A 22969-nucleotide genomic window follows, 5' to 3' on the forward strand; every position below is an offset into this window, starting at 1 on the left:
ATTAACCTTCTTCTTCTTCTTCTTCTGTATCGCCAGATTTGATGGTGTGCATGAATATTGCTTCTGCGGCCTCCTCAAGTGTATCCACGATATTGAAAACTTTATCTAGCATGGAGATTTTTATCAATTTCATCACATGCTCTTGAGGAGTAGCTATCACAAAAATACCTCCCTCTCTGTTGAATTCTCTATTTCCTACCAATAGCGCACTTAATCCACTTGAATCAGCGTATTTCACATGGCTCATGTCTAGGATAAGGTTGTGATAACCTTCTGCATGTACTGTCAGCAATTCTGATTTCAATTTTGGCGACAGTGCTGAGTCTAATTTTTCTTCTTGTGGTGTGAAGACTACGTATTGTTCTTTTTTATCTACTGAGTATTTCATATTTCTATTTTAATATTAGTTACTGGTTTTTAGTTATCGGTTATTAGGGATTAGTTATTGAGTTATTAGGTTATTGGGGATTAGTTATTAAGTTATTGGTTAATAGTTATTAGGGATTGGATATCAATTTTAAGAAATATGGGATCTTATTTGTTTTACTTATTGAAGAGGAGGAGTTTTGATTTGTTAAATGTATAAATTCAACTCCTTCGGAGTTGTTTGGATATTACTGTTTAATTATCAACCACCGCATTTCATGCGGGGCTACTTAAGGTTTAACCCCTACGGGGTTATAAATTATGATCAAACGCTCCTTATTTCTTTTTCCTTTGACCTTTTCCCTCCTTCCTCCTTCACTCCTCATGCTTTCCCCTAGCGCCATTTGCAGCTCTGCTGCCCTTAACGAGCCCTCTTTTCCCTTTTTCCTTTCTCCTCTTTCCTCCTTCTAAACTCCTCCTTTATCCTTTCCCTCTATCCCTTCAATTCTTCTAAAACTGCCTCTTCAATTCTTTGTTCTAGGTTTTGGGTATTTGCTTTGATGAATTTTTCTCCGGTGATTTTCTCGTAAAGTTCAATATACCTATCCGATATCTCTTCTACAAACGAGAAAGGCATATCAGGGACTTCTTGACCCTCTTTTCCTTGAAATCCATGACTGATCAACCATTGCCTTACAAATTCTTTTGATAGTTGCTTTTGAGGCAAACCTGCTTTTTGATTGGCTTCATACCCTTCAGCATAGAAGTATCTAGAGGAATCTGGTGTATGGATTTCGTCGATCAGGTAAATTTCCCCTTCGTATTTTCCAAATTCGTATTTGGTATCTACTAGAATTAGTCCTTTTTCAGCTGCCATTTGTGAACCTCTTTCAAAGAGTGCGTGGGTGTATTTTTCCAACACCAGATAATCTGCTTCAGAAACGATGCCTTTTCTTAAAATATCTTCTCTTGAAATATCTTCATCATGCCCTTCATCTGCTTTTGTGGTAGGAGTAATGATGGGTTGTGGTAATTTGTCGTTTTCTCTTAATCCATCAGGAAGTGGAACTCCACAGATTATTCTCTTTCCGGCGGCATATTCTCTAGCGGCATGGCCTGCTAAGTAACCACGGATCACCATCTCCACTTTGAATGGCTCACACTTCTTTCCAATCGTCACATTGGGGTCTGGGTTGGCAGTAACCCAGTTTGGAACGATATCGGCTGTAGCTTTTAAAAACTTGGCTGCTATTTGGTTCAAAACTTGCCCTTTGAAAGGGATTGGTTTGGGTAGTACTACGTCAAATGCAGAGATTCTATCTGTAGCAACTACAGCAATTGTTTTGTCAAACATATAGACATCTCTAACTTTTCCTTTGTAAAAGCCAACCTGTCCTGGGAAATTAAAATTTGTTTCTTTAATAGCGCCTGTCATTTTGAAAATCTTTGAACAAAAATAGAAAAAGCTAGTGGGATTGAAACTTGTTTTTTAGAATTAATTGCAAGTTTTAAGGTCATTTACCTATCGCTACTTTTTGCTTCGATCTGTTTGACCAGTCAATTTCCCATCTTCAAAAAACCTTTCAGCTACCAATTCTCCCGATTCTGTATATAATTTTTGAATACCATGAATTCTTCCTCTTCGATAGGGAAGTTCTTCTCTTACCTTTCCGTTTGCATGATAAACTATGGTCATGCCATGCTGTCTTCCACCCTCAAAGTTAACTTCTTTCATTACCTGACCAGTTTCGTAATAGCTGACGATTTGTACAAGTTGATAGTTACGATCGTGAAATGTTTTCTCTCTTATAGCCCCATCTTCGTAATAGGAGATAAAAGTACCACTGGGAATTCCCTTTTTGTATTTGGAAACTTCTTCTAATTGTCCGTTTGGATGATAGCTTTTAAATTCCCCATCAGGATCTCCATTTTTATACTTCCCTTTTTTTGCTAGGCTTCCATCAGGATGAAATTGTAAAAATTCTCCATGCTGATAGCCTTTTTTGAAATTGGCTTTTGATCGTATACTTCCATCTTCATGATAGCTGATTTGCTCGCCGTGATTTTGTCCTTTTTTATAATTTGATTTTGCGCGTACAGTTCCATCTTCAAAGTAGGCTAATTGTTCTCCTTCCAGTACTCCTTTGATGTAGTTCTTTTCTTCTAGTACCTGTCCTGTTTCTGCAAAAATCAATGTAGTACCTTCGGGTCTATTCGCATTGAATGTAGCGCGCTGTCGGACTTCACCCGATTCAAAAAAACTGATCAACTCTCCCTGTATCTGACCTGCTTCATAATTGACCTTTTGTGAAATATTCCCATTTTCAAAATAGGCAATTGAAAGCCCTTCTTTTTTATCATTTTTGAATGTGGTTATCCTTAAGGTATCTCCCGAATCAGGATAAAAATCAATGAAGACACCTTCTCGTTTGCCGTTATTGTATTGCCCCCGAGTAGCTAGGTTCCCACTTTCATAGTATAAGGTGTAAGTTCCGTTCTTAATCCCATTTGCCTTTTGATATACTTCTTTAATCTTCAATTTTTGCTCGTCGTAATATGTTTTAATTTCTTGATTTTGAGCAAATAAATAGCTATATCCTAAAGTAAAAATAAGAGTAGATATCAATAGTTTAATGCGCATTTTTATTCCTTATGATCTATAAATTGTAATAATATAAAAAAAGACAAAGAGTTTGAAATTTAGGCTCTTTGTCTTTTTAGATTTTATTGGATTGAATTTTCAAAATCAGAGTTTCTCAATCACAATGGCAGAAGCGCCGCCGCCGCCATTACAGATTCCTGCCACGCCGATTTTACCTTTTTTCTGACCCAGTACTGAGTTCAAGGTAGCGATGATTCTAGCTCCAGAGGCTCCAAGTGGGTGTCCAAGAGACACAGCACCACCGAATACATTGAGCTTGTCAGCATCTAAATTAAGTTGCTTTTGATTGGCTATCGCAACTGCTGAGAATGCTTCATTGATTTCATAGAAGTCTACATCATTTTCTGTTAATCCTGCATTTTTGATCGCTTTAGGGATTGCTAGGGCAGGAGCAGTAGTGAACCAAATTGGATCCTGTGCTGCATCAGCGAATCCTCGAATTTTGGCGATTGGAGTCACACCTAGTTCCTGTACTTTTTCCTTGGACATCAAAATTAGAGCGGATGCTCCATCATTCATGGTAGAAGCATTGGCCGCTGTGACGGTTCCTTCTTTATCAAAAACAGGTCTCAAAGAAGGAATTTTATCAAACATGACGTTTTTGAATTCTTCATCTTCATCGATGATGATTTTCTCTCCTTTTCTACCAGTTAACTCAACAGGGATTACCTCGTCCTTGAAAGCACCATTTTTCCAAGCTTCTGCCGATCGGGTATAAGATTGAATGGCATAATTATCTTGATCCTCTCTGCTGATGTTCATTTCTTTTGCGGTATTGTCCGCGCAGTTGCCCATTGGGAATTTGTAGTAAACTTCAAAAAGTCCGTCTTTGGCAAGACCGTCGACAAATTCAGCATTTCCATACTTATACCCAAATCTTGCTTTAGGGACATAGTAAGGTACATTTGACATGCTTTCCATTCCTCCTGCTACGACCACATCATTTTGTCCTGTCATGATGGACTGTGCTGCAAACATGACTGCTTTCATACCAGATGAACAAACTTTATTGATAGTGGTACAAGGTACATTATAACCTATACCGGCTCCAATTGCTGCCTGTCTGGCCGGTGCTTGACCTAAGTTAGCTGATAGGACATTGCCCATCATCACCTCTTCAACTTCCTTAGGATCTACTCCAGCTTTATTCAAAGCACCCTTGATTGCGATACTGCCTAGTTCCGTTGCTGACAGTCCTGATAATTTCCCTCCAAAACTCCCCAGTGGTGTTCTCACTGCTGCTACGATATATACTTCTTTCATTGGGTTTATATTTTATGATTTAAAATTAGAAGATTGCAAATTTTAAAATTTAGGTTTAAGGTTGGAAAGTTGTAAGGTTTGGGTGTGGATTTTAGTTTAATTTATAGTTGTCAAATTAAGTGAATACATTTTGTTTTTGAGGTATTTAAGAAGTTTCATTAGATGGGATAATCCAAATATTTCTTTTGTCCTAAACCTCCAGTCTCAAATCTTACATCTCCAGTCTCAATACTCAATAGTCTACCAATCAGGTAAGCCTCTATCTGGTCTTTTGGTTGGTTTTTTGCGGTTTTGCTGAATAAAGCGTAACTCTGCTGCATTCATGGCGTCAAGAATCTGTGCGGCTTGCTCTGGAGTCAGGTTCATCTCTTTGAGTCTTTCCTTGAGTTGCTTCATCGCTTTTTCTCGATCACTCAGGTCACTTTCTAATTCACTTTCTTTGTTTTCAGACTCTTCTTGGGATTTCTGTCCATCCTTATCTTCTTTTTGCTCAGACTTGGAAGCTTCATCATCGTCAGTCTCTTCATCACCCTCACCATCCTTTTTATTTTCGTCGTTTTTATCTTGTTCTTGCTGCTCTTGGTCTTGATCTTTTTGATCATCCTTATTTTCATCGTCTTCTCCTTCTTGGTTTTGATCTTGTTGATCGGGATTCTCTTCCATCCATCGAGCTAGGAGTTCATAATTGTATCTAGCCGCTTCGTTTTTAGAATCATTGATCAAGGCATATTTGAATGCATTCAATGCTTCTTCGTAAGCCTGATCTTGTGCGAGTAGGATACCATTGTGATTATAAGCAAATGAGGCCAATTGCTTGTTTGATGAAGTAATTAGGGACATGAAGGTTCTTTGTGCTTCTTCCTTTTGACCATTGTATTGATAGCTCAATCCCAAATTATAGGTCAAGCCTGGATCATTGATATCAAAATCTGAAGTGAGGAGTAAATGGTCTGCCACTGACTTTTCATAATTAGCAGTAGCATAACTTTCCGCAGCAGCTTTGATTGCCTTGTTCTTTTTAGAAATAAGCAACCAAGAGCTTGGAATGAAAAGCATTATTAGAAATATGGTTCTGATGGTTGTGAGCATATTGTTATCTTAACGTCAGCTTACAAATTAATAGTTCGCAATGGTAAAATCATATCGAGCAATGCCAATCCCAAAGCAGCGAGTAAGAAGTAGAAATATTTATTAGCAGAGGCTTCTACCATCCTACTTCCAGTGATTGCTCCTTCTTGTCTTTCAATAGCAGCAATAAGGTCAGGGATTTCTTGATTTTCATCACTGATTTCAAAATATCCGCCTTCTGTTTGTGCGGCTAGGTATTTAAGGTTTGAAGCCTCAAGTCTGGTAATTGCTGGCTGATTGGTTTTAGGATCTATAATCAGGCTATTACCTCTTGGGATAGTGCTCCCTTGAGTTGTACCTACACCAAGGCTAAAGATTTTGATGCCTTTGTCATTGAGCTCGCCAATAATACTTCTAAAATTATCTCCGAAATCCTCACCATCAGAAATCAGGACAATTGATTTACTATTCATTTCTGGTCTTTCGTCTGAAGTGAATTTGTCTTTTGCGAGTTGTAGAGGTGCAAGCAAATCAGTTCCTTGATTGGGCACAAGGCTTGTATTGAGTCCATCGATATGCAGGTTGAAGACATTTTGGTCAAAAGTCAATGGACATTGCATAAATGCTTCTGAACTGAATATGATCAAGCCCAATCGATCTCCTGCAAATTGCTTTGCCATGTTTTTCAACTCAAACTTAACCCTTTGTAGCCTAGTGGGACCGATATCCGTTGCATTCATAGATTGGCTTAGGTCTACTACAAAAAATATATCCTTACCTTCTTCTTTGACCTCTTTCATAGAGGTACCGACCGATGGACCCGATAATGCAATTAGAAATAAAATAAAATAGCTGACTCTAAGTGTCATTTTAAGAAAAAGTCGTGTATTCTTGACTTTCAGTCTCTTATTGATCAGATAGAATCGGTATAAGTATATGGCATAAAGCAATGCGAAAATGATTGCCAGCCAAAAGATTAATTTTCCGTCAGGATATGCCCAAATCATGCCTTGAAATTATAAAATATAAACGAATTTACCCTCCGATTAATTTTTTGATTTCAGAATTAGTCAAATAAACAATGCTTACATCCATGGTGACAGGTTCTAGTGGTTCGTCTTTTTCGTCTCGTTTTTTGAATACGATGCGATCTACTACGTCCATACCCTTGATCACTTGTCCAAAAACTGTGTAATTGTTGTCCAGTCTATGCAGTCCAGATTGATTGTGAACGATATAGAACTGACAAGTAGCTGATCTTTTTTCGGGATTATCATCTCTGCCCGCGCCTACAGCCCCATAGACATGTGTGATGCCCTTGACAAATTCCGGATCCAGCAAGTATTCTGGGTCATTGAAACCTTCTTCCGTATCAGGGCAACCTGCTTGCGCGACAAAGTTAGGGATGACTCTATTGAAAGTGAAGGCATCCCAATAATTGGCATCAGCCAATTTGATAAAGCTTTGGCGATGATTGGGTGTCTCTTTGAAAAGTTGGATGTAGATTTCTCCTTCTGAAGTTTTGATCAGGCCAATGGGCTCTTTTTGCTGAGCCGAAAGAGAAAGCGAAATGATCCAACAAGCTAGGGTGAATGCGAGGTTGAATTTCATGGTGATAAATATAGGGAAAGGAATTAAAATAAGAAGTATGAAAAAATCAAGACAACTACTGTCTATTGGTGTTTATTACTTAAAAATACCCTGAACATGGTATTTCATGAGGAATTTGATATGGCTAACTTGCGGTATTATTTAAAGAAAAACTTATGCAATTTTTAATCAAATTAGAAAGGGTGAGTAAGGCAAATCAATTTGCCATCAATTACCAATATGAGCTTTCCGCTGGCCTAGAAGGGATTTTTGAGCAAGCTGATTTTTCAATTCTTCATAATTTCCTAGGGGATGAATCCCTTGGCGTAAGGTACATCCCTTTTACTTTTTCGCAGATTCAATTTGACTCAATCGATTCGCTAGAAGAAAGCTGTTCATTTTTCCATTTAGGTAAAAGTGCTCAATTGGATTTGAGGTTGTTGGTTGATCATGGAGATGTCTATTATCTCCAGCAATTAATCCTTGGACAGCGTATCAATTTTACATATGCCCAGCAAATAGTTGAATATAGGATTGAAAGTGTTGAAGTTGTTCCTCCTCCCACTTTTAAAGGGGTGATGACCTACAGTACGATTACGCCTGTTTTTTTGATTGACAACCTAAGTACAGGAGGCTCGGAGTTTATAGAGCCTTCGGATGGGCGTTATTGTGAATTGTTTAAGGCTGATTTATTGAAAAGATTTTCAAAGGTTATACCTGAATTGAAGGAACTGAAAAATTTGGAGCATTACTGCCCTGAATTTGAGTTTCAGCCAATTTCTAAAATAGAAGAAGAAGAGATAGTATTTAATATGTATCAATTAGAATTGGTACATCTCAAAGGGTTTAAATATGACTTCAAACTCAAAGCTTCCCCTCTGCTTCAAGAGTTTGGTTACTACGCAGGTTTTGGTGCCCAAAACTCCCTAGGGTTTGGTTGCGTGAATGTCAAAAATCTGAATTAGGGTTAAATTTTTTGATGGACTCACAAATGTAGAGTACTTCATTTTCAGAGAGCCAAGGGTTCAGTGGCAATGAAAGTATTTCATTACATATCCTTTCCGCATTTGGATAAGTTTGACCATCATTGTAAGGCGTCATCTTTGGAATGGGAGTGGGGTAGTGGATGACCGTTTGAATTCCCGAATTTTTTAGAAAATCTTTGAGCTTATTTCGGAAAGTGGTTTGAATGGTATAGAGATGGAAATTATAAGATCCATCTATTGCCTTGGGTGGTAAGGTAAGCCATGCTGCATCTTTTAAACTCTCCCAATATATGTTGGCTAAATACTTTCGCTTTTGCTGCCAAGCTTCAAAACTTTCAAATAGGATGTTTAAAAAACCAGCTTGTAGGGTATCGATTCGGGCATTTTTACCAATGGCTAGGTGCTCGTCTCTGAGTAATTGGCCGTGATTGATCAAAGATCTTATTTCAGTTTCATACTCAGCTTGCTGACTTATAATGGCTCCGGCTTCTCCAAGGGCTCCAAGATTTTTGCTTGGGTAGAAACTCAAACATCCTATATCTCCATAAGTTCCAGCCATTCTTCCATGTAGATGACAGCCAAAAGCTTGTGCGGTATCTTCTATTACTTTTATGGATTTACCCCTTACATATTTCATCAAACGAGGCATATCCACCATTTGTCCATATAAGTGAACAGGAATGATGGCTTTTGTTCGAGAAGATATGGCTTGATCTAACTTTGAAGTATCGATTAACCCAGTCTGATCTACATCAATAAAAATTGGCTTCGCTCCGACTAGACAAACAACCTCTGCTGTGGAGACCCAACTGATAGCAGGTACGATAACTTCATCTCCTTGTCCAATTTTTAAAGCTCTCAATGCAATCTCTAGCGCATCTGTTCCATTGGCACATGCTACAGCAAAGGGAGATTCATGGTATAGCGAAAGCTTATGCTCAAAAGCAGCAACTTCTTTTCCTCCAGAAAACAAACCTGCATTCAGCATTTCTGAGAATTTTTTCAGAAGTGAGTTTTTGAGGTCTTCAGGAAATCTGGCTAAATCAAGAAAGGGGATGTTGGATGGCATCTAGGATTTGTGCAAGTTGTTGGGTGAGCGATTTTCGAGAGTAGGTTTTGAGATTCTTAGTCTGATCAGTGCTATAGTCAACTTTGAAGTTTTCCAGGAAAGTGATGATTCCTGCATGATCTTCATGTTTAAATACATTTCCGGCATGAGCCTTTTGGATGATTTGGGCAGAATCACCCTTAGGATCTCCGAGAGCAATGATTTTTCTTCCAGTTGCCATGTATTCAAATAGCTTCCCAGGAATATTTCCTTGAGCATTTTTAGTGTCAGTCAGTATCAGTAAAAGCAGATGCGCTTTTTCATAAAATGAAAATACTATTGAATGGTTAACATAACCTTCTAGAATGACATGTTCCTTCAGCCAAATATTTGAATTGATATAAGTGTCGACATTTTCGGAGACTTTGCCCACAAATCTCAATCTTACCTTCCTTGAATCATGTTCAAAAGCTTCTTGGAATGCGTTTAAGAATGGGATTGGGTTTCTGATAGCATCTATTACTCCTGTGTAAAGTATTTCTAAGTGATGCTGATCGTCACTCACTTGTTGGAATGACTCAGGAAGGTCAGCAGGATCAAAGCCATTGGTCAATAGGTGAATTGGTCTGCCAGCTAACTTTTCCAAATCCTTCTGAAATGTAGGGCTGATAGTAGCTACCGCGTCAGCTGCTCTCAGTACATCATGTTCCAAACGTTGATGACGCTTTTTGGCCAGACCTGTCATTGGTAAGGTATCTAGAAATTCCCATTGCGACCAAGGATCTCTAAAATCTGCAAACCAAGCAATACCAGTTTTTTCCTTCAAGGATTTGCCAATCAAATGAAGGCTATGCGGTGGGCCTGTAGTGATGATGGCATCGATCTGATTGCGATGAAGGAAACTTTCAAGGTATTCAACAGATGGTTTTACCCAATAAACTCTTGGATCAGGAATGATCAGATTGGCTCTGATCCAAATTCCCAATTTGTCAAATAGCGTTTTTTTTGATTTCTCCAAAACTTTGGAAGTATCCTTTATAGACTCCTTTTTGAGTTTTCTAAATATATCATAAGGTTCCCAGATGGGAAACTTGATGACTTCCAGATTAATGTCGATTTCCTTTTGAAGGCCATCGTCCTTCAGCTCAAAGTCTGGATTTTCGGGAGTAAAAATTACAGGTTCCCATCCAAATTCAGGTAAGTATTTAGCGAATTTCAACCAGCGCTGTACTCCTGAACCAGCACTTGGCGGCCAATAGTAAGTGATGATCAATACTCTTTTGGGTGATTTGTCGGACATGGGAAACCTTCTTAGTGATTACCACTGATGGTGGACGTATTGTCTAATATATTGATCGTAGATTCTTTTGACCTCTTCCATTTTCTCTGGAGCAATTGCAGGCAGACTCGATGCACTTACATTACTGAGGACCTGAGAGACTTTGGATGCTCCTGGGATGATGGTACTAACTTCTGGAAACATCAAAATCCATCTTAAAGCCCAAGCTGCAAGACTCTCAGACCCATCAAAGACTTCCTTCAATAATTCTACAGCTTCCAACCCTATCTCAAATGGAACACCTGAGAAGGTTTCCCCCTTGTCAAATGCTGCACCATCTCTATTGAATGTTCTGTGGTCTTCTGGATCGAAACTTGAGTTTTTCGTGAGCTTGCCAGCTAGTAGTCCACTGGCGAGGGGTACCCTTACAATAATTCCTATATTTTTTTTAGCCGCTGCTTGAAAAAATGACTCTGATGGTTTGAAACGAAACATATTGAAAATCATTTGAACAGTGGTGACATTTTCATATTGCATCGCGTCCATGGCCTCAGAAATTTGTTCTACACTCACGCCGAGGTTTTGGATTTTCCCCTCTTCCTTGAGTCGATCAAACAATTCAAATATCTCGTCTCTTCTGTAGACTTCAGTTGGTGGGCAATGTAATTGAATCAAATCCAAGGTCTCTAGCCCCATATTTTTCAAAGAAGTCTCTACGTATTTCCGCAGTGCTTCGGGATGGTAGTTTTCGTTTATATGCGGATTGATGTGTTTGCCACATTTGGTGGCGACGTAGATCCGTTCGCTTCTTTCTTTGATGGCTTTTCCTACAGCTGCTTCGCTGAGTCCATTGTCATAGACATCAGCTGTATCAATGAAATTGATACCCTGATCCAGTGCAGTATGAATAATTTGGCTTGCAGCAGCATGATCAAAAGTACCTCCCCAGCCACCTCCGACTTGCCAAGTTCCTAAGCTGATTTCAGATATCTCAAAGTTGGTTTTACCTAGTTTTCTATATTTCATCTCTTCTATTTTTATTTAATAGGTTCGTTTAGAAGAGCAATTTAAATTTTTATATTTAGAACTTTCAAAAGATCAGAAATGAAATCAAGAAGAAATTTTATCAGGAAGGTAGCTTTCGCAAGCGCCACTGCCACGCTATCAGGGACTTTGGTAGCTCAGTCAATTGAAAGTCAACAACTTTATCATCAAGTCTTTTTTTGGCTCAAGCCAGAAGTAAATGTTGAGGAGTTTGTAATAGCATCAAAAATGCTTGCCAGGTGTAAATCTGTTTTAGATTTTAAAGTAGGAACACCAGCAGATACTACAAAGAGACCAGTCATTGACGATAGCTATTCGGTTGCTTGTTTGGTGATTTTTGATTCGGTTGAGGCTCATGACAGCTATCAGAAAGACCCCATTCATTTACATTTCATAGAAGATCATAGTGCCAAATGGACTGATGTCAAAATATACGACTTCTTCGTGTGAACTAAATCACGTAATCACCTCGTTTATATAAAGCATTAAAATGAACACCTTATGAGATTGACTCAATATTTGAAAGTTTCATTCTTACTTCTTGTAATCTTCATTGGATTCGGATGTAATCCCGAAGATGAAAATCCTGATCCTGCAAGAGTAGAAAACGCAGTCAAAAATGCAATAGTAGAGACCATGAACCGATGGTACTTCTGGAATGACAGACTACCTGCAAATGTAGATGTGAGTAGGTACAGCACCAATCAGGAATTATTAAATGCCCTTCTTTACAAAGATTTAGATAGATGGTCCTATATCACCACGCAAGAGGCTTTCACTGCTGCTTTTCAAGGAACAGTGACTGGAGCACATGGATTTGGTTTTTCGCTTGTTGATGATCGGATGTATATATCGTTTGTCTATGATGCTGCTCCAGCGGGACAAGATGGTTGGCAGCGAGGATGGGAAGTACTTGAGATCAATGGTAAGCCGATTGCTGATTACCGTACTGCATCAGGTTATAATTTTCAATTAGGCCCAAATGAAGTTGGTATCAACAATACTTTCAAGCATAGACTCCCTGATGGATCTGAAAGGACTACAACCATAACAAAAGCTTCATTTCAATCCAATTCTGTTTTGCATAGAAATGTCATCGAAGATCAAGGTAAAAAAGTAGGATACTGGGTGTATCAAAGTTTCCGTCAAACACCAGGCCTTTCAAATCCAACGAGAAGCCAAGAGGTAGAAGACTCTTTTAATTACTTTATGGAGCAAGGTATAGATGAATTGATCATCGACTTGAGGTACAATGGGGGAGGCTCTGTGGCAGTGACGGCGCAATTATTGAATTATTTGGTCCCAGCTGCTGGGTCTGGAAGGGTCATGTACACCAATAGACATAATCAACCAAGATCTAACAATAATAGATCGGTAAATTTTAGTAAGACAGGGAATTTAGAGCTTTCTAGAGTGATTTTTATTACTTCTAGAGGATCTGCATCTGCTTCAGAATTGGTGATCAATTGCTTAGATCCGTATATGGAAGTTGTTTTGATTGGTGATAATACCTACGGTAAACCTGTTGGGTCATTTCCACTTTCTTTTGATAGCAGGACGCTGGTGGAAAACAATGTTGAGGTAGTACCCATCACATTTGCCATAGATAATGCCAATGGTAGAGCGGATTATTTTGATGGATTCCCTGCTAATTTTACAGTTCAGGATGATCCGGCTAGAAATTGGGGTGATCCTAATGAAGCTCGATTTAGAGCTGCTTTGGAATATATCAGAACAGGGAATGTAGGAGCTAGACTTGCATCAGCCTCTCAAAAAGATCAATGGAATATGATTGATGATTTTCATGGGCTATGGAAAGAATTCCCAGTCTATTAACAACAAACTTTTATATAGATACCCTCTGAAATTCAATGTGATTTCAGAGGGTTTTTTCATTCATTTCTTTTATCAAGAATATATTTACTTGTTTCTTCAATCAGGGAATTATGGCCACAAGGGAGTTCGATTTGAATGATGTGAGGAATTTTTGATCTGAAGCGATTTAGATTCTCAGCGGTGACCATGATGTCATAGGTGCCAGTGATTAGCGTAATAGGCGTCTCCTTGCTCCGTATTACTTTGATAATCGTTCTTAAATTGGGTTTGATTGGCTTGAATACTATCCAAGTAAAGTATACTTGAGCACGCCTTGTTCTGGTATTCATTTGTGACTCAACGAATTTCATGATGCTCTTTTCTAGTACGCCCAATTTATTTAAGATATTCATGGTTTTAAAAAAGCGCTCGGGATGAAAGACCACGTGCTTAAAAACTTTGTTGAGGATTGAAGGGAATGTAGTCATGCTGTACCAAAATCCAGTTTTGATACCATCAGGTGCTATCAATAATAAGGAAAGGATCCTTGAAGGAAACAGCTCGTAGGTCACTAAAGAAAATTTGCCTCCCATACTGTAGCCGACAAGATGGAAGGATGTTATCTTTTCTTGATCTAAAAATTGATGCATGATGTCGGACCATTTGGCTTTGGAAAGGGTGTATTTGCTACTCACCCAACTGCTTTGGCCATGGTAAAATATATCTATCAAATAAAATGTATTTTCATTTTTTTTAACCCTTAAAAACTCCTTGAAAGCTTTTCTGTTTTGACCAAAGCCATGGAAAAGTAAATAGACCTCTGATCCATCACCATGTTTTTCATAGGCTAGATTACCAAAGGAAGTTTCAAGTACTCTTTCAATCATAATGCATAGTTCGATTTGGTTTCTAAATTAAAAAAGTGGATGTATATATAAATCATAATTTGATTTTTCTAGCAAAACAACCTTTTTCTTTTTCCTTCAGAGTCCCTCTAAAAATAGTAAAATATATTTTCTTAAAAATATTATTCTTTGATCTATTTAGATTGATCATTTTCCCCAAACAAAATTTCAAATAAAAACGTTGGAAACTTTGAACTTTGTAAAAGTTTCCAGAGTTTTGTATCAAATTTTAAATGATTTGGACACAAAAGAAAAAATAATCGTCACGGCAATTGAGCAGTTTATGCAGTTCGGTATTCGTGCGGTGACGATGGATGACATCGCGAGACTGGCAGGCGTATCCAAAAAGACTATTTATCAAGAATTTTCGGATAAAAATCAGCTGGTATTAGAGACCTTTCAGAAGGCATTAGAACAGGATGAGTGTAAAATGAAAGAGTTACCTCAGTTGAATAATGGAGTCATAGAACATTTGGTGGGTCTGTCAATCTATGTTAGAAAAAGATTTGCTGAGATGAATCCATTTGTGATGAATGAATTGCAAAGGTATTATCCACAATGTTGGCAGATATTTGAAGAGTTCAAACAGAAATATATCTATCAAGAAATCATGGAAGTCCTACAAAAGGGCAAAGAAGAGGGTTATTTTCGATCAGAGATCAATTCTGAAATCATCGCAGCCATGAGGGTAGAGCAGATGTCGAGTTTGTTTGATCCAATCAAATTTCCACCATCAAAATTTAATTTAGGAGAATTACACTTAGAAGTCTTTGAGCATTTTCTCCATGGCATTTTTACAGAAAAAGGAAAAGATACTTACCAAAAAAAGAAAACCAACCAGCAATGAAAAGGATGATTAAGAAAATCCAATTGGGATTTTATGCCTTGGCATTGATGTTTTTCAGCCCAGCACTGAGCCTAGCACAGCAGCAAGTGATTTCGCTCACCTTGGAAGAAAGCATCAAGTTTGCCTTGGAAAACAATGTGGACGCTAAAAATGCGCAATTAGAGGTATTGATTTCTAAAGGTATTATTGGCGAGAATAGAGCAACTGGACTGCCCCAAGTTAATGGGACGTTAGAAATGACTAAAAACTTGCAACCACCATTAATCATCTTACCTGCTGAAGCAGGTGGTCTTCTAGGTGGAGATGGAGACCCTGGAGCTGGAGGAGGTCCAGATGATATTACCGTTATTCCTTTTGCTGTTAACTATCAATCTTCTTTGACTTTCAGTGTAGAGCAGATGGTATTCAATGGGTCTTATTTTGTTGGCTTGAAAGCTGCAAAGACCTTGAAGTCCTTGACAGAATTTGATAAAGAAAAGACAGAAACAGATATCATTGAGTCTACCAAAAAAGCTTATTTCACTGTTTTGATTAATGCTGAAAGAAAGGAATTAGTTGCTGCAAATCTCAGCAGAATAGAGACTCTTTTAAAAGAAACAGAAGCACTTTATCAAGAGGGATTTGTAGAAAAATTAGATGTCAGTAGAGTCAAAGTTCAATTAAACAACTTGAAGACCGAATTGGATAAAATTGAAGCAGCAGAGGAGATTAGCAAACAACTTCTTAAGGTACAAATTGGGATGCCAATTAATGTTCCGATAGAAATTAATCAGAAAATTACTGATATCCATACTTTAACAGAGCTAGAATCATTGCTTGCAAACAATGGATATAGAAGAGTAGAGATAGACCAAATCAACACCAACCTAGAATTGGCAAAGCTGGATTTGAAGAACAATCAGGTTCAATATATGCCAAATCTTTCAGCTTTTGGAACATTCCAACGAGTAACTGGTGCGCAGCAATTCAACACTATACTGGATTCTGATCGTTGGTTTTCTTCTTCTTTTGCAGGTTTGAGGATGTCTATTCCCATCTTTGATGGCCTCAGAAAAAGTTATAAAGTACAACAGAATAGGGTTCAAATCAGGCAGTTAGAAAATCAAAGATATTTTATTGAGGAGAATATTGAGTTGGAGAGGTACCAAGCAAAAACTACTTTGAAAAATGCCATCAGAACGCTTAGTGTACAACAAGAAAATAGGGAACTTGCTTTGGAGGTTTTTGAAATGACTAAAATCAAGTACCAAGAAGGCGTTGGCTCAAACTTAGAAGTTGTAGAAGCCGATTCAGCTTTGAAAGAAGCTGAGACCAATTATTATTCAGCTCTTTATGATGCTTTGATTGCTAAAGTGGATCTTGAAAAAGCATTAGGAATACTATAATTATAAGGAAAACTACCAAGATATATACACATGAAATTATCATACAAATTTTTGATACTGCCCTTAGCCATGCTTGTAGTGGCTTGTGGAAGCAATGATGAATTGGCTAACAAAAAGGCTGATTTAGAGAAAAAAAGAAAAGAAGTCACTGCTTTGAATAGCGCTATCGAAGAATTAGAAAAGGAGATCGCTAAACTGGACCCTGACTTTGGGAAGACTTTAAGAAAATCTGTCCTGATCACCACCATCAGACCTACAAAAGAGGAATTCAAACACTTCATAGAGGTCACTGGAGCGGTGTTATCTAAAAAGAATGTCAGTATTTCTGGGGAGGTAGCCGGCAGAATTCAAGAGGTCAAAGCCATCGAAGGTATGCGCGTTAACAAAGGAGACGTGCTTGCGATTATTGATTCTGAATCGATTGTAAGAAATATGGAGGAGCTTGAAAAGCAGCTAGAGCTAGCTACGGTAGTTTTTGAAAAGCAGGAGAGGTTGTGGAATCAAGAGATTGGTACTGAGATTCAGTTTCTTGAAGCCAAAAACAGGAAAGAATCACTAGAGAAAAGTTTAGCTGGGCTCAAAACACAATTGAACAGATCACAAGTAAGGGCACCATTCAAAGGAACCGTAGAAACAGTGAATGTAAGATTGGGTGAATTGGTGCAACCAGGTACACCGATGTTCCAGTTTGTAGGGGAAAGTGATCTGTTTATAGAAGCTGATATTTCTGAAAGATATGTTGGTATTGTAGGTAAGGGTGATTCGGTAGAGATTGCTTTTCCATCTATCAATCAAACTTTGAAAACCAAAGTATCTGCAGTAGGAGCAATTATCAATCCTAACAACAGGACATTCAAAGTAGAAGTATTTCTACCAAGAATGGACAATGTCAAGCCTAACATGATTTCGGTAGTGAAAATCAACGATTATGAAAGCGCAGGTGCCATTACGGTTCCTAATTACCTCGTGCTCCAGGATAGCAAAGGAGATTATGTATTTGTAGTAGAAAATGAGGTTGCCAAGAAAAGATACATCACGAGAGGAATGACCTACAAGGAAATCACCGAAATAAAAGAAGGACTCAATGGAACGGAAGTTTTGGTAGATAAAGGTTTTAGAGAAGTTGGAGACAATTTTAGTGTAAACATTACTCAATAATTTTTCTCATGTCTAATCAAGAAGAAAAGAAAAAAGGAGTCATACGTCAGTTTGGTTTGAGTTCACTTTCTGTGGACAATCAGACTTCTGTGGTCATATTGGTATTTATCATTACCGTACTGGGTATCATGGCATACAAGACCATGCCCAAGGAGAGTTTTCCAGAGATAGTTATTCCTACAGTCTATGTGGGTACTGCATATCCAGGCAATTCTCCTGTGGATATGGAGAATCTGATCACAAGACCTATAGAAAAGGAATTGAAAGGATTGAATAATGTCAAAGACATCAAATCCACCTCTGTGCAGGATTTTTCATCAATTGTCATTGAATTCAATCCAGGTGTAGAGATTTCCAAAGCGATACAGGATGTCAAGGATGCAGTAGACAAGTCAAAAAGTGAGCTACCAAATGACCTAGATCAAGATCCTGATGTGATTGAGATAAATACCTCAGATTTCCCGATTATGAATGTGAATATTTCGGGAAATTATACTGAGGAGGAGCTGAAGAAGTTCGGAGAATATCTAGAAGATGAAATTGAAAAGCTTCCTGAAATTTCCAAAGCTGAATTAAGGGGTACCATAGAAAGAGAAATCCGAATTGATGCTGATATTTTCAAAATGGAAGCTCTAGGTGTTGCCTTTTCTGATATATCCGAAGCAGTAGGTCAAGAGAATCTAACCATATCAGGCGGTAACTTGCTAGCAGGTGATTTTAGAAGAGCATTGAGGATAGCTGGTGAGTTTCAAGATCCAATGGAATTGCTTGATATCATTGTCAAGACTGAAAATAATAGAATCGTCTATCTCCGTGATGTAGCAGAGGTAAGTGATACTTATAAAGAGAGAACTTCTTACGCTCGAAGCAACAAGCTTCCAGTAGTGACTGTCAATGTAATCAAAAGAAGTGGCGAAAACTTACTGGACGCTTCTGATAAGATTAAAGAAATCATTGAACGAGCCCAGGCCAATCGCTTTCCAGATGATTTGGAAATCAGCATTACCAATGATCAATCCAAGCAAACACGTTCTCAGGTCAATGACCTAGAGAATAGTATCATCTTTGGGGTAATTTTGGTGATTTTGGTCTTGATGTTTTTCCTAGGTTTCAGAAATGCCCTTTTTGTAGGCATAGCGATTCCACTTTCCATGTTTATTTCATTCCTCATTCTCAATGCTTTTGGGATTACGTTGAACTTAATGGTGTTATTCGCCTTGATTCTTGCTTTGGGGATGTTGGTGGATAATGGCATCGTAGTGGTAGAAAATATCTATCGTTTGATGCAAGAAGGAAAACCAGCTATTCAGGCTGCAAAAGAAGGGGTAGGGGAAGTGGCTTGGCCTATCATCACATCCACTGCCACCACATTGGCTGCGTTCTTGCCTTTGGCTTTTTGGGATGATTTGATTGGAGAGTTTATGAAATACCTCCCGATTACCCTGATCATAGTTTTATCATCTTCATTATTTGTTGCTCTAGTTGTGAATCCAGTATTGACTTCATTGTTAATGAAAGTACAAGATGTAGACATGATTAAGCCAAAGAAAAAGCCATTGGTAGTTGCTTTGGTTTTATCCATTTTTGGGATAGTTTTCTACATCTTTGGATGGATATCAATGGGTAATCTTGCGATGATTGGTGCATTGCTCACTGTTTTCAATGTATTGTTACTTAGAAAAGCGATCAGGTGGTTTCAGAATGTGTTTTTGGTGAAATTAGAGAACATCTATGAAGCAACCTTGTTTTTTGCACTTGAAGGTAAGAAACCTTACGTATTCTTTGCAGGGATCAATTTGCTCTTAATATTATCAGTAGGCTTGCTCATTGTGAGATCACCAAAGGTCTTGTTTTTCCCTGACAATGAACCTGCTCTTGTCAATGTCTTTATTGAAAAGCCAATAGGTACTGACACAGAAGCTACAAATAATTTTGTACTCTCTATGGAAGACGAATTGATGGAAGTACTGGCACCTTATTCAGACATCATAGAATCAGTGATCACACAAGTTGGCGAGGGTACAGGTGATCAGTCTGAGGGACCAAGTATTGCTAACACGCCTCATAAAGCAAAAATCACAATCAGCTTTGTGGAAACTCAATTTAGAAAAGGTGTGAATACAAATCTGGTAATGGAGGAAATTCGCGATTTGGTTGAGAAATACCCTGGTGTCTTATTTACTGTGGATAAACAGAGAGATGGCCCACCAGTTGGGAAAGCAATCAATATAGAAGTAGCTGGAGAGAATTTTGAAGAATTGATCGCTTATGTTGGGGAGTTTAGAGAGTATCTGGTGTCTGCTAATATTGCAGGTATAGAAGAGCTTAAAACTGACCTCGAGTTGGGAAGCCCAGAAGTAGTTCTTAATATCGATAGAGAAAAAGCTAGAAGGTTTGGCTTATCTACCTCTACTATAGCCAATGAACTGAGAACTGCGCTATTTGGTCTAGAAGTATCCAAGTTCAAAGATGGAGAAGATGACTATCCAATTCAATTGAGGTTGAAAGACGAATACAGGTATGATTTGAATTCATTGATCAATAAGAAAATCAACTTTAGAGATAAGTTCGGTAATCAAAAAGAAGTGCCAATCTCAGCGGTAGCAACCTTAGAATATGGCTCTACTTATGGTTCAGTGAAGAGAAAGGATTTAGAGAAAGTAATCTCCATTTTCTCTAATGTAACTGATGGATTTAACCCTACAGAAATCAATAATCAGTTGAAAGATCTGGCATCACGTCATACGAGACCAGAGGGAATTACAGTAAAATTTACAGGAGAGCAGGAAGAGCAAGCAAAGTCTCAAGCTTTCTTGATGCGCGCTTTATTTATTGCTGTGTCAGTGATTTTCTTCATTATTGTTGCACAATTCAATTCTGTAACTACGCCATTTATCATCATGGCATCCGTGATTTTGAGTACTATTGGTGTGTTTTTGGGTTTGGTAATTTTTAATATGGATTTCGTTGTCATCATGACCGGAATTGGGATTATCTCACTTGCTGGGGTAGTTGTGAATAATGCCATCGTTTTGATTGATTATACCAACTTGGTGAGATCTAGAAGGAGAGAGGAATTAGGACTAGAAGATGGGGAGTTTCTGCCATATGATGAACTATTGAGTAGCATCATTCAGGGAGGAAAAACCAGATTACGACCAGTATTGCTGACTGCTATCACTACCGTATTGGGATTGATTCCATTGGCTATAGGTATGAACATCAATTTTGCAACTATGCTATCCCAATTTGACCCGCAATTCTACATTGGTGGTGATAATGCAAGTTTTTGGGGTCCGATGGCTTGGACTGTGATTTTTGGGTTAACCTTTGCTACCTTTTTGACGTTAGTCATCGTACCTGTCATGTATTTATTGGCAGATAAATTAAACATGTTGATTCGTAGATTCAAATAGCATGATTTAATAAAGGTTGGTGGTTTTAAATGATTAAACCCTTGGGATATTATCTCAAGGGTTTTTAATTTTGTATTCTATAAATTTTTAAATAAAAGCACATGGATTTAAACTGGTTTGTACTTTATACGACCTCAAGAGCTGAGAAGAAAGTAGCGCAAAGATTACAGGATAAGGGATTAGAGGTTTTTTTGCCCATGGTAGAGGAATTGAGACAATGGTCTGATCGCAAAAAGAAAGTACAAAAGGCACTCTTTAATGGTTACCTTTTTGTGAAAACTTCCAAACCCAATCTTTGGCAGTGTTTACAAACTCCCGGAGCTGTAAAGTTTGTCCATTTCAACGGAGAACATGCCACAGTTCGTGAAGAAGAGATCAAAATGATCAAGCGTATTTTGGAAACTGGTGTAGCCGTAGAAACGGATAACTCTGAGATAGCGCCTGGTGAACAAGTGAAAATCATCGGCGGAGCACTCGAAGGCATGTCTGGAGAATGCATCAACAAGGGGAATAAAGATTATTTTATTATCCGTGTTCCCGGCATCAATCAAAACTTAGTCGTAAATATTCCAAGGAAGTTTTTGGAAGTGATTTAGTTCAATTTTGAGACTTTATTATTCTTCAAAAGCTTTATTGATTTCTTCCTCAGTCATTCTAAGTTTGCTTTTACACTGCTTGACTAAGTCGGCAGCTTCTTTGACAAGTACAGATAATTGGTCAATGCCTTCTTCTCCTGATTCTAGAATGCCAACAATTTCTTCGATGCGCTTGACTGCTTTGTCATAGCTGATTTGATTATTTTCCATGTGATGATATTTGATTGATGGTACTTTTGATTTGTTGCTTATTTGTATAGGTGATCATTTCATCACCTGCTTGAATTTCTTGTAGGTGAATAGGCTTCCCAAGCACTTCAGAGCGAGTATAGCCTTTTTTGAAAAAGGATGCTGGATCTAAGTTATTGATACTTCGCTCAAGGTTATCAATGTTTTTTAGCTGTGAATTGATGACACTTATGCTTTCCTTTTTGAGGTTAAGTGCTAGTTTTTCTATTTGATAACTATTGAAATTCAGTTGATTGGATGCAATGCTTTTGATTTGAGCAATTTTCATTGAGAGCGTTTCACTAGCCCTGAGCAATTGTTGTCGACTGATATTTTTCAATTTGGACTCTGAGTCAATGAGTTTTCGATCTTCCCACTGAAGGATTTGTTTGGTATATCGCTCTATTTGCTTCATTGAAGAAAGAACCTGCTCTTCAAAATCCATGAATCCTGAAAGAATGAATTCAGCTGCTGCAGTTGGGGTCTTGACTTTGGTATGTGCCACCAAATCAGCGATGGTTTCATCTCTTTCATGTCCTATCCCTGTAATGATTGGTATGGGGAATTTGGCAATAGCCATGGCTAAATCGTAATCATCAAAACAATCTAAGTCCATTTGCGCACCTCCACCACGTATGATCACTACCAAATTGAAGCCTAGCTCCTGACTAAGTTCTTCAATTTGATCCAAGGCATAAATGATTGTCTTGGCTGCACCTTCCCCTTGAAGTGTAGCCTGAAAGAGTCGGTGATGCACGCTGTAACCATACCTGTTGGTTTGTAGCTGCTGAATAAAGTCTCCATAACCAGCAGCTGATTGGCTACTTATGACTGCTACTTTTTGAGGGACCAGTGGCAGTTCAAAGCGCTTATTCATTTCCATCATGCCTTGATGCGTGAGTCTGTCGATGATCTCTTGCCTTATTCTGGCTCTCTCTCCTAAAGTGAAGTTAGGATCAATATCTTTGATGTTGAGACTTAATCCATAGAGTTCGTGGAAAGTTACAGTGGCCAAAGCAAGTATTTTCATACCTACTTTTAGTGCTTGCCCAGTGGTTGCTTGGAACCTGCCAGCAATTGTTCTAAAGGAATATTGCCAAATATTAGCCCTTACTTTTGCACGTACTTGATTGCCACTTTTCTCCACCAGTTCCAAATAGGCATGACCTTGTGCTGCCATTTTAAGCTCACCTATTTCGGCCACAATCCAGTAGTTGGGTGCTAATTGTTGTTCTAAGGTACCCTTTATGATTTGATTAAGTTCTAAAAGTGATATGGCTTGTTGCATGATGGAAAATTAGCTAAAAAAAGAA

21 protein-coding genes are annotated in these 22969 nt (G+C 38.3%); 8 read left to right on the forward strand and 13 right to left on the reverse strand.

Features of this window, described 5'->3' with window-relative positions:
* Position 1: 1 nt before the first annotated feature.
* From BW935_RS11480 to BW935_RS11510, 7 genes are all read right to left on the reverse strand, one after another.
* A complete protein-coding gene (locus BW935_RS11480; protein WP_076501614.1) occupies positions 2-388 on the reverse strand; it encodes an STAS domain-containing protein in 387 nt (128 codons plus the stop codon).
* 471 nt (positions 389-859) lie between these two features.
* Positions 860-1801 carry a phosphoribosylaminoimidazolesuccinocarboxamide synthase gene (locus BW935_RS11485; protein ID WP_076501616.1) on the reverse strand — a complete coding sequence of 314 codons (942 nt, stop codon included), beginning with the start codon at positions 1799-1801 and terminating at the stop codon, positions 860-862.
* Between the two features lie 93 nt (positions 1802-1894).
* The gene (locus BW935_RS11490) at positions 1895-3007 is read right to left on the reverse strand and encodes a toxin-antitoxin system YwqK family antitoxin (RefSeq protein ID WP_076501617.1); all 1113 of its coding nucleotides are present in this window, start codon (positions 3005-3007) and stop codon (positions 1895-1897) included.
* Between the two features lie 105 nt (positions 3008-3112).
* Complete coding sequence (locus BW935_RS11495) at positions 3113-4291, reverse strand: acetyl-CoA C-acyltransferase (RefSeq protein WP_076501619.1); 1179 nt, start codon at positions 4289-4291, stop codon at positions 3113-3115.
* Between the two features lie 240 nt (positions 4292-4531).
* Positions 4532-5380, reverse strand: coding sequence for a hypothetical protein (locus BW935_RS11500; RefSeq protein WP_076501620.1), 849 nt, complete (start codon positions 5378-5380; stop codon positions 4532-4534).
* A gap of 20 nt (positions 5381-5400) precedes the next feature.
* A complete protein-coding gene (locus BW935_RS11505; RefSeq protein WP_076501622.1) occupies positions 5401-6366 on the reverse strand; it encodes a vWA domain-containing protein in 966 nt (321 codons plus the stop codon).
* Positions 6367-6394: 28 nt separating this feature from the next.
* Positions 6395-6970 carry a peptidylprolyl isomerase gene (locus BW935_RS11510; protein ID WP_076501624.1) on the reverse strand — a complete coding sequence of 192 codons (576 nt, stop codon included), beginning with the start codon at positions 6968-6970 and terminating at the stop codon, positions 6395-6397.
* A gap of 155 nt (positions 6971-7125) precedes the next feature.
* Between BW935_RS11510 and BW935_RS11515 the strand changes: the two genes are divergently transcribed.
* On the forward strand, positions 7126-7914 hold the full coding sequence (locus BW935_RS11515) for a CRISPR-associated endoribonuclease Cas6 (protein WP_076501626.1): 789 nt from the start codon (positions 7126-7128) through the stop codon (positions 7912-7914).
* Here BW935_RS11515 and BW935_RS11520 read toward each other — a convergent pair.
* From BW935_RS11520 to BW935_RS11530, 3 genes are read right to left on the reverse strand one after another with little or no spacing between them, the layout of a single operon-like run.
* Entirely contained in the window at positions 7898-9004 is a 1107-nt protein-coding gene (locus BW935_RS11520; protein WP_076501628.1) for a DegT/DnrJ/EryC1/StrS family aminotransferase, read from the reverse strand. The genes BW935_RS11515 and BW935_RS11520 overlap by 17 nt on opposite strands.
* Positions 8979-10283 (reverse strand): glycosyltransferase family 4 protein, encoded by a 1305-nt coding sequence (locus BW935_RS11525; protein ID WP_076501629.1) that lies wholly within the window; start codon positions 10281-10283, stop codon positions 8979-8981. Before BW935_RS11525 ends, BW935_RS11520 begins: the two co-directional genes overlap by 26 nt.
* Before the next feature lie 18 nt (positions 10284-10301).
* Positions 10302-11288, reverse strand: coding sequence for an aldo/keto reductase (locus tag BW935_RS11530; RefSeq protein WP_076501631.1), 987 nt, complete (start codon positions 11286-11288; stop codon positions 10302-10304).
* 78 nt (positions 11289-11366) lie between these two features.
* Here BW935_RS11530 and BW935_RS11535 point away from each other — a divergent pair, with 78 nt between their 5' ends.
* Both BW935_RS11535 and BW935_RS11540 read left to right on the forward strand, forming a co-directional pair.
* Entirely contained in the window at positions 11367-11756 is a 390-nt protein-coding gene (locus tag BW935_RS11535) for a Dabb family protein (protein ID WP_076501633.1), read from the forward strand.
* A gap of 51 nt (positions 11757-11807) precedes the next feature.
* Entirely contained in the window at positions 11808-13142 is a 1335-nt protein-coding gene (locus BW935_RS11540) for a S41 family peptidase (protein WP_076501635.1), read from the forward strand.
* Between the two features lie 56 nt (positions 13143-13198).
* Here BW935_RS11540 and BW935_RS11545 read toward each other — a convergent pair whose 3' ends face one another.
* On the reverse strand, positions 13199-14008 hold the full coding sequence (locus BW935_RS11545) for an alpha/beta fold hydrolase (protein ID WP_076501637.1): 810 nt from the start codon (positions 14006-14008) through the stop codon (positions 13199-13201).
* A gap of 256 nt (positions 14009-14264) precedes the next feature.
* Between BW935_RS11545 and BW935_RS11550 the strand changes: the two genes are divergently transcribed.
* From BW935_RS11550 to BW935_RS11570, 5 genes are all read left to right on the forward strand, one after another.
* Entirely contained in the window at positions 14265-14873 is a 609-nt protein-coding gene (locus BW935_RS11550) for a TetR/AcrR family transcriptional regulator (RefSeq protein WP_076501697.1), read from the forward strand.
* Positions 14870-16258, forward strand: coding sequence for a TolC family protein (locus BW935_RS11555; RefSeq protein ID WP_076501639.1), 1389 nt, complete (start codon positions 14870-14872; stop codon positions 16256-16258). Before BW935_RS11550 ends, BW935_RS11555 begins: the two co-directional genes overlap by 4 nt.
* A 30-nt stretch (positions 16259-16288) precedes the next feature.
* Complete coding sequence (locus BW935_RS11560; protein WP_076501641.1) at positions 16289-17416, forward strand: efflux RND transporter periplasmic adaptor subunit; 1128 nt, start codon at positions 16289-16291, stop codon at positions 17414-17416.
* Between the two features lie 8 nt (positions 17417-17424).
* On the forward strand, positions 17425-20832 hold the full coding sequence (locus BW935_RS11565; protein WP_076501643.1) for an efflux RND transporter permease subunit: 3408 nt from the start codon (positions 17425-17427) through the stop codon (positions 20830-20832).
* Positions 20833-20933: 101 nt separating this feature from the next.
* The gene (locus tag BW935_RS11570; RefSeq protein WP_076501645.1) at positions 20934-21428 is read left to right on the forward strand and encodes a UpxY family transcription antiterminator; all 495 of its coding nucleotides are present in this window, start codon (positions 20934-20936) and stop codon (positions 21426-21428) included.
* Positions 21429-21446: 18 nt separating this feature from the next.
* Here the strand turns inward: BW935_RS11570 and xseB are convergent, their stop codons facing one another.
* Together xseB and xseA are read right to left on the reverse strand one after the other, a co-directional pair.
* Positions 21447-21638 carry an exodeoxyribonuclease VII small subunit gene (xseB, locus tag BW935_RS11575; protein ID WP_076501647.1) on the reverse strand — a complete coding sequence of 64 codons (192 nt, stop codon included), beginning with the start codon at positions 21636-21638 and terminating at the stop codon, positions 21447-21449.
* Positions 21628-22944, reverse strand: coding sequence for an exodeoxyribonuclease VII large subunit (gene xseA, locus BW935_RS11580; RefSeq protein WP_076501649.1), 1317 nt, complete (start codon positions 22942-22944; stop codon positions 21628-21630). Before xseA ends, xseB begins: the two co-directional genes overlap by 11 nt.
* Positions 22945-22969: the final 25 nt, after the last annotated feature.

It is taken from the genome of Belliella pelovolcani (assembly GCF_900156785.1).
Classification (GTDB): Bacteria; Bacteroidota; Bacteroidia; order Cytophagales; family Cyclobacteriaceae; genus Belliella; species Belliella pelovolcani.

Bases quoted from the DNA above. Each gene is read 5' to 3' on its own strand.
- BW935_RS11560 (WP_076501641.1), top strand. From the start codon at position 16,289: ATGAAATTATCATACAAATTTTTGATACTGCCCTTAGCCATGCTTGTA.
- BW935_RS11565 (WP_076501643.1), top strand. From the start codon at position 17,425: ATGTCTAATCAAGAAGAAAAGAAAAAAGGAGTCATACGTCAGTTTGGT.
- BW935_RS11500 (WP_076501620.1), bottom strand. From the start codon at position 5,380: ATGCTCACAACCATCAGAACCATATTTCTAATAATGCTTTTCATTCCA.
- BW935_RS11520 (WP_076501628.1), bottom strand. From the start codon at position 9,004: ATGCCATCCAACATCCCCTTTCTTGATTTAGCCAGATTTCCTGAAGAC.
- BW935_RS11530 (WP_076501631.1), bottom strand. From the start codon at position 11,288: ATGAAATATAGAAAACTAGGTAAAACCAACTTTGAGATATCTGAAATC.
- xseA (WP_076501649.1), bottom strand. From the start codon at position 22,944: ATGCAACAAGCCATATCACTTTTAGAACTTAATCAAATCATAAAGGGT.
- BW935_RS11540 (WP_076501635.1), top strand. From the start codon at position 11,808: ATGAGATTGACTCAATATTTGAAAGTTTCATTCTTACTTCTTGTAATC.
- BW935_RS11545 (WP_076501637.1), bottom strand. From the start codon at position 14,008: ATGATTGAAAGAGTACTTGAAACTTCCTTTGGTAATCTAGCCTATGAA.
- BW935_RS11490 (WP_076501617.1), bottom strand. From the start codon at position 3,007: ATGCGCATTAAACTATTGATATCTACTCTTATTTTTACTTTAGGATAT.
- BW935_RS11485 (WP_076501616.1), bottom strand. From the start codon at position 1,801: ATGACAGGCGCTATTAAAGAAACAAATTTTAATTTCCCAGGACAGGTT.
- BW935_RS11480 (WP_076501614.1), bottom strand. From the start codon at position 388: ATGAAATACTCAGTAGATAAAAAAGAACAATACGTAGTCTTCACACCA.
- BW935_RS11495 (WP_076501619.1), bottom strand. From the start codon at position 4,291: ATGAAAGAAGTATATATCGTAGCAGCAGTGAGAACACCACTGGGGAGT.
- BW935_RS11505 (WP_076501622.1), bottom strand. From the start codon at position 6,366: ATGATTTGGGCATATCCTGACGGAAAATTAATCTTTTGGCTGGCAATC.
- BW935_RS11555 (WP_076501639.1), top strand. From the start codon at position 14,870: ATGAAAAGGATGATTAAGAAAATCCAATTGGGATTTTATGCCTTGGCA.
- BW935_RS11535 (WP_076501633.1), top strand. From the start codon at position 11,367: ATGAAATCAAGAAGAAATTTTATCAGGAAGGTAGCTTTCGCAAGCGCC.
- BW935_RS11510 (WP_076501624.1), bottom strand. From the start codon at position 6,970: ATGAAATTCAACCTCGCATTCACCCTAGCTTGTTGGATCATTTCGCTT.
- BW935_RS11570 (WP_076501645.1), top strand. From the start codon at position 20,934: ATGGATTTAAACTGGTTTGTACTTTATACGACCTCAAGAGCTGAGAAG.
- BW935_RS11515 (WP_076501626.1), top strand. From the start codon at position 7,126: ATGCAATTTTTAATCAAATTAGAAAGGGTGAGTAAGGCAAATCAATTT.
- BW935_RS11525 (WP_076501629.1), bottom strand. From the start codon at position 10,283: ATGTCCGACAAATCACCCAAAAGAGTATTGATCATCACTTACTATTGG.
- xseB (WP_076501647.1), bottom strand. From the start codon at position 21,638: ATGGAAAATAATCAAATCAGCTATGACAAAGCAGTCAAGCGCATCGAA.